The organism is Sulfurovum sp. MH2-6, from assembly GCF_058374785.1.
The window spans coordinates 2,057,207-2,069,277 of sequence record NZ_CM178170.1 but is presented as its reverse complement, the minus strand read 5'-3'; the positions used below and the strand labels follow the sequence as shown (position 1 = coordinate 2,069,277).

The 12,071-nt window shown below is 44.5% G+C and carries 11 protein-coding genes; 7 read left to right on the top strand and 4 right to left on the bottom strand.

Annotated features, from left to right (window positions below; all coding sequences use genetic code 11):
• Positions 1-134 precede the first annotated feature (134 nt).
• From AC4JOV_RS10515 to AC4JOV_RS10495, 5 genes are all read left to right on the top strand, one after another.
• A complete protein-coding gene (locus AC4JOV_RS10515) occupies positions 135-791 on the top strand; it encodes a TorD/DmsD family molecular chaperone (protein WP_229937636.1) in 657 nt (218 codons plus the stop codon).
• Complete coding sequence (locus AC4JOV_RS10510) at positions 788-1,927, top strand: 4Fe-4S binding protein (protein ID WP_229937637.1); 1,140 nt, start codon at positions 788-790, stop codon at positions 1,925-1,927. The genes AC4JOV_RS10515 and AC4JOV_RS10510 overlap by 4 nt, the downstream gene beginning before the upstream one ends.
• An 89-nt stretch (positions 1,928-2,016) precedes the next feature.
• Positions 2,017-2,487 carry a hypothetical protein gene (locus AC4JOV_RS10505; protein ID WP_229937638.1) on the top strand — a complete coding sequence of 157 codons (471 nt, stop codon included), beginning with the start codon at positions 2,017-2,019 and terminating at the stop codon, positions 2,485-2,487.
• Between the two features lie 78 nt (positions 2,488-2,565).
• A complete protein-coding gene (locus tag AC4JOV_RS10500) occupies positions 2,566-3,036 on the top strand; it encodes a hypothetical protein (protein ID WP_229937639.1) in 471 nt (156 codons plus the stop codon).
• A gap of 100 nt (positions 3,037-3,136) precedes the next feature.
• The gene (locus tag AC4JOV_RS10495) at positions 3,137-4,420 is read left to right on the top strand and encodes a malic enzyme-like NAD(P)-binding protein (protein WP_229937640.1); all 1,284 of its coding nucleotides are present in this window, start codon (positions 3,137-3,139) and stop codon (positions 4,418-4,420) included.
• A gap of 29 nt (positions 4,421-4,449) precedes the next feature.
• On the opposite strand, the gene AC4JOV_RS10490 is transcribed toward AC4JOV_RS10495, so the two are convergent.
• The 4 genes from AC4JOV_RS10490 to AC4JOV_RS10475 all read right to left on the bottom strand — a co-directional run bounded on the left by AC4JOV_RS10490 (position 4,450) and on the right by AC4JOV_RS10475 (position 8,289).
• Complete coding sequence (locus AC4JOV_RS10490; protein ID WP_229937641.1) at positions 4,450-4,941, bottom strand: phosphatidylglycerophosphatase A family protein; 492 nt, start codon at positions 4,939-4,941, stop codon at positions 4,450-4,452.
• A 10-nt stretch (positions 4,942-4,951) separates the two neighbouring features.
• On the bottom strand, positions 4,952-6,133 hold the full coding sequence (locus AC4JOV_RS10485) for a sulfate adenylyltransferase (RefSeq protein ID WP_229937642.1): 1,182 nt from the start codon (positions 6,131-6,133) through the stop codon (positions 4,952-4,954).
• Between the two features lie 137 nt (positions 6,134-6,270).
• Positions 6,271-7,149 (bottom strand): response regulator, encoded by an 879-nt coding sequence (locus AC4JOV_RS10480; protein WP_229937643.1) that lies wholly within the window; start codon positions 7,147-7,149, stop codon positions 6,271-6,273.
• A gap of 15 nt (positions 7,150-7,164) precedes the next feature.
• On the bottom strand, positions 7,165-8,289 hold the full coding sequence (locus tag AC4JOV_RS10475) for a bifunctional 2-C-methyl-D-erythritol 4-phosphate cytidylyltransferase/2-C-methyl-D-erythritol 2,4-cyclodiphosphate synthase (RefSeq protein ID WP_229937644.1): 1,125 nt from the start codon (positions 8,287-8,289) through the stop codon (positions 7,165-7,167).
• 210 nt (positions 8,290-8,499) lie between these two features.
• Here AC4JOV_RS10475 and AC4JOV_RS10470 point away from each other — a divergent pair, with 210 nt between their 5' ends.
• Together AC4JOV_RS10470 and AC4JOV_RS10465 are read left to right on the top strand one after the other, a co-directional pair.
• Positions 8,500-9,687 (top strand): Mrp/NBP35 family ATP-binding protein, encoded by a 1,188-nt coding sequence (locus tag AC4JOV_RS10470; protein ID WP_229937645.1) that lies wholly within the window; start codon positions 8,500-8,502, stop codon positions 9,685-9,687.
• A 335-nt stretch (positions 9,688-10,022) separates the two neighbouring features.
• Positions 10,023-12,011 carry a site-specific recombinase gene (locus AC4JOV_RS10465; RefSeq protein WP_229937646.1) on the top strand — a complete coding sequence of 663 codons (1,989 nt, stop codon included), beginning with the start codon at positions 10,023-10,025 and terminating at the stop codon, positions 12,009-12,011.
• Positions 12,012-12,071 lie beyond the last annotated feature (60 nt).

The following is a 12,071-nucleotide window of genomic DNA, read 5'->3' as shown; positions in this document are numbered from 1 at the left end:
TCTTCTTATATACCAGTCTGTACAATTTTCCAGATAACTAATACACTTATGACTTATTTATCTTGAAAGTGGTATAGTGCCAACTAATATTAATGCTGTTTTAGAAGAGAAACAGGATGAAGGACAAGGTAACAATGGAACAGATGAAACAAGAGATAGAGAACCGTATTGCTCTGTATGCATTGATCTCAAGATTGATGTTGATCGAGGTTGATGATACGTTGCTGGACAGTATCGAGAGTGATGAGGCGATGCTGGCACTCTTCCCCAATTACCAAGGATGGAGCAAGCGTCAAGAGCTAAGCCGTCAAGAGCTTATCGACAATTACTACAATGTAGACTTCGCAAATCTTTTTTTGATGCACCTGGTACCTTATGAGAGTTTCTATACCAGAGAAGATCAGATGATCGAAAGTGGCGGAGATAATCCTGTGATCGAACTCTATAACGAGCTGGATTTCCGTGTGGAACTGGACAAAGCCAGAGTGGTGAGTGCAGACCATATCGGTGTTGAGTTGGAATTCATGTATATGCTCTGTACAGCACAGAAGAAAGCACTTGAGGCTGATGACAAAGAGGGTATGTGTGAACTCCTTCAGGTGCAAAGAGCATTTCTGAAGGAGCACCTGCTTGAGTGGGTACCAATGTTCCTGATCAATGCCAAAAGAGAGTCCCGTACGCCGCTCTACCATGATGGGACCGAATTGACACTGGAGTTCCTGCTCTCTGATTTTGAGTATATTACCCAAATGCTTGCAACACACTGCAGCGAGGATACGGAAAACGAATGAACCTTCATTTAGATATCGCCTCCTGTGTACGGGCGACCAGTAAATTCTCCCAGTGTACCAAATGTGTCGATGCCTGTCCCGAGTCGATTCAGCTTGTTGACAACCTGCCGACATTTGCCAAAGGTACAGGTGTGGAAGCAGCTGCCTGTGTCGGTGCTTGTCCCACAGAGGCTTTTGCACTGAGTGATTTCTCAACCACTGAGTTTTTTTTCACGTTTTTAGAGTCTAAAGTCAGACTTGTCTCGCCTAAGATCAATGTACCGTGTCTTTCGGTTTTGAGTATAGAGCACCTTATCTCACTTGCCCTGGCGAGTGAAGAACCGGTCACCCTGGATCTGAGCAGTTATGATCCTGACAGTGAGCTCTTTGATCTGATCGAAGCGCGCATCGAAGAGGCAAACTTCATTCTCTCCAGTATCTCAACAAAACAGCTTGAGACCAATATTGATACCCCTCGTCATTCCGGGCTTGACTTGGAATCTCAAAAGAGCGAAGATGAGATCCTGAATCAAGTTCAGGATGACAGTATGTCTAGACGTTCCTTCCTGGGGAATGCATCGCTCAAGGGAGTGATGAAACACAAAAGAGAGTTTGATGAAGCAGTGGAGGCGGAAGAGCTGAGAGCTTTTGAACTCGACGGCGATGTGATCTCCAAGATCAAAGAGAAAAATCTGCCTGATAAAAGAAAGATACTCTTTACGACACTGAAGCGTATTGACCGCCCTGAAGTGTTTGATGTACTTGCGACAGAAGATATCAGTTTTATCTCCCAAAAATATGTGGATGAGAAGTGTACGAACTGTCAGATCTGTTACCGTATCTGTCCTACGGGAGCACTCTCCAGTGACAAGAAGTTTTCTCTTATTCACTTTGATGCCATGTTGTGCGTCAAGTGCCATCTCTGTCATGATGTGTGTGAACCGGATGCGATTCACCTGCAGGAGGGCTTTGAACTCAAAGAGTTTTTTGAACCGCAGCAGCGTACATTGGCTACCTTTACTATCAAACGTTGTAATGAGTGCGGGAACTCCTTTACCTATACCGGTGGAGAGCAGACCTGTCCACGCTGCCTGGTTGAAGAGGAGGAGGCGATGTTCCTTCATAACAATGCCAGACATATGAGAGGAGAGGAGTAAAATGGTACATTTTTCTGAACCGATAGGTGAAACTTTAGTGAGAGGAATTGAAGCTGAGCTTTGCTTAGTTTCAAGGAGATAGGAATAATATGCAGCCGCACGAGATACAGCCTGATACGAAGTTGTGTACGATCCTTGGGTATAATGCACAAACCGGGTATATAAGAAAATACTTTAACAAGGTACTGAAAAGCCAGGGGATAAATGCCACGGCGATCGCACTCAATATCACCGATGAACACTTTGACTTTACGATGTCCAATGTCGCACAGTCAAAAGTGGACCGTATGATGATTGAGAAGGAGTTTCAGCAAAAAGCAGTGCAGTACTGTGACAGTTTGAATGATACGGCACAAAGAGAAGAGAGAGTTGACTTTATCGAAGTGGAAGAGGGGAAGATCACGGGGTACTGCCTGGATGATGAAGTGAATGCACTGTTTGAGAAGTCTGAATTCCTGGATGACCAGATACGATTTGTTGCAAAGATGATGCTCATTGCCAACCGTTGGTATCATGCGAAGGTTGATCTGGACGAAATACCTCTGTTGATCGGGAATTGAGAATTAAATCCTGATCGAGGATTCAAAACTGTGGATCCCCGTGTCAAGCACGAGGATGACGAAAAATAAGGAGTAAAAATGAGAGATATGGAAGATTTAAGAAAAGAGTTTGAAAACTTCAGTGAACAGAACTTCAACGGTAACCCTGCCTTTTGTCCGGATGGGCAGTGTGCTTCAGAAGAGGAGGTAGATCTCAAAGACTACCCCTCTTATACTGAAGCACTCTATGAGAAGCTGATTGCCCCATACCAGAGCGGTATTTACATTTCTCGCTGGGATATCAAGGAGATCGCACTTGCTGCAGGTGATTCTATGGCGATTCACCCCCGTAAGCGTATGTTTGAGCTACTGATGAAGTATGCTACCAACAAGGAAAATATGCAGAAGGTACTTGATGCCTTGGAAGCACATATGGAAGACAAGATCGGCATCTACAGTGAAATGATGATGAGTTTCCCTGCATCTGCAGAGGTATTTCAGCCAAAGATCGAGAAAGCCCAAAAAACAATGAGACTTTTCCCTCAGATCATTGAAGAGTATTTTGAGTAAGTTTACTCAAATACTTTTTCTCTCCTCCCTTTTTATTACACTATTATTCCTAAACTTTGATGCAGTATAATCAATACACTATGCTTTGAAAAGGATACCCATGTCAGAAATCACAAAAGAGAAAGCGTTAGCGTATCATATCGGTGGTAAGATCGGTATAGAAACAAGAAAACCCTGTAATACACAGTATGAACTCTCCCTGGCCTATACCCCAGGTGTAGCACATCCATGTCTTGAGATCGAAAAAGATGAGAATCTTGCATTTACGTATACCAACCGTGCCAATCTAGTAGCAGTGATTTCCGATGGTTCTGCCGTACTTGGTCTTGGCAATATCGGTCCATTGGCAGGGAAGCCTGTGATGGAAGGAAAGTCGGTACTCTTTAAGCAGTTTGCCAATGTCGATGCTTTTGATATAGAGATGGATGTACATAGCGTCGAGGAGATCGTTGCCGCTTCCAAGGCGATCGCACCGACTTTCGGCGGGATCAACCTCGAAGATATCGCCGCACCGCAGTGTTTTGAGATTGAAAAAAAACTGCAGGAAGCCTTGGATATCCCCGTATTCCATGATGATCAGCACGGTACAGCGATCATTACTACAGCAGGACTGATCAATGTACTTGAGCTGACAGGTAAAAAAGCCGAAGAGATCAAAATCGTGGTCAATGGTGCCGGGGCTGCAGGGATCTCTTGTGCAAAGATGTATAAAGCCTTAGGGGTAAAGCATATCGTGATGTGCGACTCTAAAGGGGTGATCTCTGCAAGTAGAGGTGACCTTAATCCGTATAAGGCGGAGTTTGCCATTGAGACGGATGCACAGACTTTAGCAGATGCGATCGTAGGTGCAGATATGTTCCTTGGGCTGAGTGTGGCAGGTGCATTGACCAAAGAGATGGTAGCCAAAATGGCACCTGAACCTATCATCTTTGCCTTGGCAAACCCGACCCCCGAAATACTACCGGAGGAGGTAGCCGAGGTGAGAGATGATGTGATCATGGGAACAGGGCGTTCAGATTACCCCAATCAGATCAATAATGTACTGGGCTTTCCGTTTATCTTCAGAGGTGCACTTGATGTCCATGCCAAGAAGATCACCGAGGGGATGAAGATGGCTGCCGCTGAGGCATTGGCACACTTGGCAAAAGAACCGATCCCCTATTATGTGAAAGCCGCGTATAAAAATGAAAATCTTGTCTATGGTAAAGAACATATCATTCCTCTGCCATTCAATAAAGAGGCTTTGATATGGGTTGCTTCAGCTGTTGCTAAATGTGCGGTAGAAGAGGGAGTGTCACGTATCGATCACTATGACCATGAAGCCTATCAGAAACAGTTAAGGTGCATGATCTACCATACAGAGGATTGTGAAGTCGAGTCATGATCCGGAAGCGTGATGCCTCCTGGTGACGATCAGAGGATCTTACTGATCCCCAGTAGGATCATGGCACTGAGTAGTCCGCCGGCGATGCCAGCCAGGACATCATCCAGCATCACACCGTAACCGCCTTTCCACTCCCTATCGATCCAGCCGATTGTGGAGGGTTTCCAGATATCAAAAAGGCGGAATGCTGCAAAACTGAACAGAAGAGAGAGTATCTCTACATAGGGATAATTTAACGTGATCATGGTAGAGTATGTGATCATCAGCGAGAGCCACATGCCTACCGCTTCATCGATAACGATATGGCTTTGATCATGCTCTCCTGTCACTTTCTCATATTTGTTCACCTCAAAGATCCCGATGATGGTCACAGCAATCGTTAACATAAACAGAGACTCAATCCCCAGATAATAGAGGATAGCGACACCCACAGGCAGTGAGGCAAGTGAGCCTACAGTACCGGGTGCTTTGGGAGCAAGGCCCGAACCGAAAAATGTCAAAAAAAGTTTTTGTATTGTCATCTCTCTGCCTTTATGTCAGTGAAGAAGTTTGATAGAGTTCAGTCAGCTTCAGATAGAACTGCTCTTCACTCTGCTGTTCTAAAAGCCCGGAACCAGGCATCAAAGAGTAGTGCAACTCCTGAAGGTGGTCGAAACGATCCGGGAAGAGGGATGCTAGGATATTTGCCGAGACCTCTTTACGTACCAGTATCGGAGGGGGGACAAGTCCTGACTGTATCAGTTTCATGATCGAATCAGAGTGGTAGTGTACATGGTGGTGCTGACCATGCGGACAGGTAGAGGTACTCACCAGTGTCTTACAGATATCACAATAGACATACTCGTCAATTGTTTTGATCTCTATATCGATATTCTTACATGCATCAAAGATCGAACTGAGTCGGTTCTTATCATAGTAGAGCCCGAGACCTCCGTGGTTGCTTCCGATAACAAACTGCTCACATCCATAATTTTTTGCCAAAAGTGCGTCAAGGATGAGCTCATTGAAGCCTGCAAAGATATAGGTATTCTCAAACGGCAGGATCAACACTTTGTTACGCGGCAGGAAGTTCTCTACATAGGTTGAGAGCGCATTGTAGCGGATGTCGTATCTGAGACCTTCATTGTTGAACGGTTTACGCAGGAAGATGATCAGGAGGTCATTTTCACTTACGGTTTGTCGTATCATACGTTCATGTGCACGGTTGAGCGGGTTTGCTGCGATCATCATAGAGCTTATACGCTTGGCGCCGGTTTTGTTGATCATACTCTCTAGACGTTTGAGTGTATCATCAATCAGGGGGTAGGTGACCGTATACTCTCCGCAAACCGCTATTTCCCCAAGTCTTGATCTTGTATGTTTGACACCCGGATGCTGAGGATCTGTGGTACCGAAGATCTTCACGAGTCTCTTTTTCGGATCGATAGAAAATGTCTCATCCACGATCAACTCACCTACCTTTTTCCCTTCGTTGATAAGGTCCAGTACTTCGCCTTTTTTTGTATCTTTCAGTACCGTATCGTTCTTTTTCCCTTTGGGCGCCAAGACAAAGGAGAAGGGGAAAGGTATCCCTTTGTACTCTTGTGTTTCATCTACCTCTTTTGCCTCTTTCGCATTCATCAGTTTGTCTACAGGTGAGATCAGTCCCGCTTGTACGAGGGCAAGAGAAGAGAGCGCTTCCGTATCAATATAGAGTGATCGGTTCTTAGACATGGTGCACTCCTTTTTTTATGTGGCTAGCCACATGAGCCGACTGCTGAAGTCGTCCCAGTGACAACGTAGCTTTTTGGACTTTGTTCAAAAGGCGTTCCTTTAAGGCAAGCGCTTCCGTATCGATATAGAGTGATCTATTATTTGTTTTTGAAGAGCCCATACTTTTTCCTTTTTTCCCATAAGCTTTTTCTTGAGATGCCAAGTTTTTTAGAGAGTTCCGTGTCCGGGAACTTGTACTGGAAGCTGTTGACGATGAATTTGACATAGTCATCAATGGTCAATATCTCATTTTGATCATAGAGTTTACTGTCTGTATTGAGTGTAATCGTATTGAAGTCACTCTCGAGCGAGGAAGTACAGCTGAGTATAAAGTCATACTCATTTAACATTTTAAGCAGATGCTCTTTATCCGCCTTCTTAAGGGTATGTGCCTCTGTGATATAGAGGAGAGATTTACTGTCACTGTTTTCTATCTTCTCTTTCCATTTTTTCTCTGAAAGCGGTATAAACGTAAGTGCTTTGCTTTTCTCTTTTGCATAGTTAAAGACTACCTTGTCTACAAGTCTTTGATAGTTTGTCTCGATCACTATCGGTGTTGTAAGCTCAAGCTCCTCATCCAGTGCAATCTCTTTGAGGAAGTTATCGATATACTCCTCATAGAGGTTGATACGTTGTTTAAGCTGTTGGTACTCTTGGAAGTGATCGATCTTGCGAACAAGTTCTTCGATCATAAACGGTTTAACAATATAGTCTTTTGCACCCAGTCTTAAAGGTTCGCTCACCGTATCATTGTTGATATAGCTGACCATAAGAATAATGATCTTCTCTTTAAATTTGGTGATGAGCGGCCCGGTATTTTGTCCAGGGAGATTGGTTGAGAGCAGATAAACATCGCCATTGGTATTCATCGCCTCTTTCACCGAGCTAAAGATCTCTGTTTCAAACCCTGCTTCATTCAGTTTTGAAGCGATACTTTGTGCCAGGTAGAGTTCATTTTCTACGATAATGATTTTCATAACGTTTACTTTCCTTTATAAAAGTCGTTGCCATTGATAATAGTTCAGGTTTGCCACTGCATGGACAGTGACACCCTCTTTTCGTCCTATAAATCCCAGTTTTTCAGAAGTCGTTGCTTTGATATTGACCAAATGCGGTTTGATATTCAAAAGTGCTGCAAGGTTTTTTCTCATACTCGCTTTATAGGCCCCAATCCTTGGGGCTTGCGCCACGATCGTTATATCTACATTTCCGATCGTATAACCATAAGAGGTGATACGTTTGACCGTATCTTCTAACAGCTTTTGAGAATCTATACCCGCATAGTTACTGTCATGGTCCGGATAAAGTTCTCCGATATCACCCATTCCTGCTGCACCCAGCAGTGCATCAATGAGTGCATGGATCGCAACATCTCCGTCACTATGTGCTTTGAAACCGTAATCGACTTCTATTTTGATACCTCCCAGCTTCATCTCTTTCCCCTCTTCAAACGGATGGGTATCGATACCAAAGCCCGTGAGGGTTTGTGATGAAGGAGGTGTAAGACAGGGGAGTTTCCCCAAATCCTGTACCGTTGTAAGTTTATGTGCCAAAGCCGAACCTTCCACAAAAAGGATCTCTTCGCCCAATGCGGCAATCGCCGAGCTTTCATCTGTAAAGGAGTAAGCGGTTTCAAGTGCTCTTTTCAGGGTGTCGGTATGGCTCAATTGAGGTGTCTGTATACTGCGTACCTGCTCTCTATCAATGGGTTTACCTTCATAGTAGAGTGTATCGACCGCCTTTAGTGCCGGTACGACACAGGCGTATTCTCCTTTTGATGCAAGAAGACGACCCAGCATCTTAGGATCGATACAACACCTTGCAATGTCTGAGACAAGTACATAAGGGGTTTTTACAGCCCCCAGTGCATTATCCAGTGACTCCTGTCTTGAGCGTCCACCCGTGACATAGGTATAGTCTGCAAAGTTTTTCATCACACTGATCTCTTCATCGCTTGAGACGATAATGATCTCTGCAAAGTCGCCTATATGTTCAAACTGTTCAGTCACATGTAACCATAGCGGTATCTCTCCGCTATAGAGCCACTGTTTTTTTACCGGTGTGTCAAAACGCGATGAACTGCCCGCTCCTAGGAGTACTAAGCTAATATCAGACAAACTCAAATCCTTTCTTAATAGGGTACATTTGGGTACATTTGGGTACATCGTGTATCAAAATGTAACGTATTATACATATAAAAGCTTGATTAATACTGTAAAAATAATTAATGAGATAAAAATTATCCGATTTAAGGGGAGCCTTTCAATCAAATTTAAGATTTGCTTGGTATAACTCTCTTATAGATTTCTCAACTATTAGGAAAAAATATGACAAAAGAAAATGTATTAGAAGCATTGAAAAGCGTAACCTATCCTGGTTTTACAAAAGATATCGTTACGTTTGGATTTGTAAAGGATATTATCGTTGAAGGCAATGCTGTGGCATTGACTGTCGATATCACATCATCGGCAGATGAGGTAAAAGCACAGATCACGGAAGAGGCAACCACTGAGCTTAAAAAACTTGGTTTTGAAAATATCACTATCAATGTGAAGGCACCTCAGGCACCAAAGCAGATGAGTAACTCAATGAGCGGTAAGAACATTGCTCCTCATGTAAAGAACTTCTTGATGGTAAGTTCGGGGAAAGGAGGGGTCGGTAAATCAACGACTTCTGTAAACATTGCCGTAGCGATGGCGATGCAGGGGAAAAAAGTCGGTCTTCTTGATGCCGATATCTATGGTCCGAACATTCCTCGTATGATGGGTGTGGAAGATCAAAAGCCTGAGATTCAGGGGAATAAAGTACTTCCACTGAAAGCGTACGGTGTTGAAGTGATGTCTATGGGGTCATTGATGGAGCCCGGACAGTCATTGATCTGGAGAGGTTCAATGATCATGAAAGCGATCGAGCAGTTCCTGAGAGATATCCTCTGGTCAGAGCTGGATGTATTGGTGATCGATATGCCTCCTGGAACAGGTGATGCGCAGCTTACTTTGGCACAATCAGTACCGGTAACGGCAGGTATTACGGTGACTACACCGCAAATGGTATCACTTGATGACTCGAGAAGATCTCTTGATATGTTCCAGAAACTTCATATCCCGACAGCAGGTGTGATCGAGAATATGAGTGGATTTATCTGTCCTGAGTGTGATGCTGAGTCTGATATCTTCGGTATGGGTACTTCAGCACCTGTAGCACTTGAGTACGATACTGAGCTTATCGCACGTATCCCTATCGAGCCTGCGATCAGAATCGGTGGAGATACCGGTAAGCCTGTAACGTATCACCAGCCGGATTCCGAAACGGCAAAACGTTACCAGGAAGCTGCAAGTAAAGTACTTGCGTTTATCGACAAGGTCAATGCTGAGGGTGGAGTAGACAACCAGGCGATCCAGCCTACAACTCCTCCGGGTGTAAGTGCATGTAGTACAGGTGCGGCACCGCAACAATCTTCAGGTGGCTGTGGAAGTCACGGTGGAGACGGTCAGGGCGGTTGCGGCTGTCACTGATCCTCTTAAGGCGCTGTTGTTAGAGGCGCCTTACCTCTTTTTTTATTCATCGCCGGTACTCCCCCTTTTATATATTCATCGCCATCAAATGTCAGAAAAGCGATAAAAGTCATACAAAAAACTCCTCATCAACTATCAATCAGTTTTGCTATAATCATTTAGATATGTAAACGGTACAACGTATCTATCATAGGATAACGAGGAAGAGATCCGACAGTGTATCCCCATACTTTTATATGGAGCGTACCCTATATCTTTTCCGAAGAAGTTTATCCTTGGTGTAAAGCGACTGTTTTGATAAAGAACAAATAACATATGGGTGTAAGGAGCCGGCTGTGGAAGAAAAATTTGGAAAGCTGCTGCAAAGGCTTGAGAGTGAAGAGAGGGATATTATCGGTAAACTCGGTGATATTATCGCTTTTATCCGGCCGTCCGATCCTCTGGAGACTGGACCGACCCGGGAGGCGATGCACCGTATCGTAAAATTTTTTGGGACGAATGACCCCATTGCAGTAGAGATCTCCGATGCGATCAACCTGCTCCTGATCGATTCAAAGGTATCGACCAACATTACAACTCTCGGCATTCTCTCCCGCAACGGATTTCGTCATGAGATCAGTGAACGTTTTTATAATAAATTCCTCCCAACTCCTCCGAAGAAAGGGGACTTCGGATATATTTTTGCCACACTGTTTTATAAAAAAGATGATTATCTCTGGGTCAATGCGATAGAGGATGAAGCGTGGATCGCTTTTTTCGCTTCGATCTTATCCAGCGAAACATACCGTGAAGAGACGAAAGACCATCTTTTTTCAGAACTTCTCTATGCTGCGGAGATACTGTCGATCTGGATCGCTTCGGAAGAGTTTGATGACAACTTCATCCGGCTGGATAAGACACTGCTCAACAGGGATTCGGCATTTATCGCTTTGCAGCGGGATATGAGTGATTTTGTCCATAATGTACAGGAAGCGCATATAGATCTGGCCTCCATAGCGCTTGATCTGCGTCATATACGTGTACTGATAGAGCAGTGCAGGGAGCAGGTGAACCTCCTTAAAAGAAGATCGATAAACAGGGGGATCTCGATAGATCTGACCTATGAGCTGGAACGTCTCGGGCAGATGGTCGAGAGGATCGAGGAGATCCTGCAGCTTATCAAAAGGTTCGATACTCCGGAATCCTATCTTCTTTTGATGAAACTCTTCAAAGCGTCGGTGAAAAAAAATGCGACCAAAAACTCACTCTCTGAGATCTATCAGCAGAGTATCCGGGTGGTCGCAAAAAGTGTGACCAACAATACCAGCGAACATGGTGAACACTATATCACGGAAAATCTGAAACAGTATATCAAAATGTTTTTCAGTGCAAGCGGTGCAGGTGCGATCATCGCTCTCATGGCACTGATCAAGATCACGATTTTTCAAGCCGGATTGTCAGAAGGCATGGAGACGATACTCTCAAGTCTAAATTACGGGATCGGTTTTGTGCTGATCCATCTGCTGGGCTTCACCATCGCCACCAAACAGCCTGCTATGACTGCGTCTACTTTTGCAAAAGCGGTCGAAAAGGGAGAGAAAAGCAGGGCAAATCAGAAAAAACTTGTCACGTTGATGATCCAGGTAAACCGTTCCCAATTTGCCGCAGTAGCCGGGAATGTCATATTCGCACTTCTTGCCGCATTTGCTATAAGCTATATCGTGATGAGCCGGGGAGAAACCATTCTTACCCGGGAAGAGACAGCGTATTATCTTCAAAGTTTGGCTCCCTATCCTGCATTACTCTATGCGGCGATAGCGGGTATCTGGCTCTTCTGTTCGGGATTGATCGCAGGGTATTTCGATAACCGGGCAAATCTTTTGGAACTCAAAGAGAGGTATTCGCACCACCCTTTGCTGAAAAAGCTGATGAAAGAGAAAAGAAGAGAGAAGCTGGCATGTTTTCTGCATGAACATCATGGGGCTATGGCAGGAAACTTCTTTTTCGGTCTGCTTTTGGGAATCACGCCTTATCTGGGCTATCTGCTTGATCTGCCGCTTGATATCAGCCATGTAGCTTTCTCTACGGCCTATTTGGGGTATAGCAGTATGCATATCGATATTGCACCGGGTGAGTTCCTGCTTTTTTTTCTTTTTGTGCTTTTGATCGGTCTGGTCAATCTCTCGGTGAGTTTTGTCCTGGCACTCAAGGTGTCGCTCTTATCAAGAGACTCCTACTTCGGAAATTTCTTCTCTTTTATCACACTCTTTGCCAAAGAGGTAAGCAGGCGGCCACTTGACCTCTTTTTCCCGCCTTCAACAACAAAAGAGGAAAAAGAGAGATGACCTTCTCTATAGGGTAGGGGAGTCAAGCCAGTTCCCTCTCTCCACTTCTGCAGTATCTTT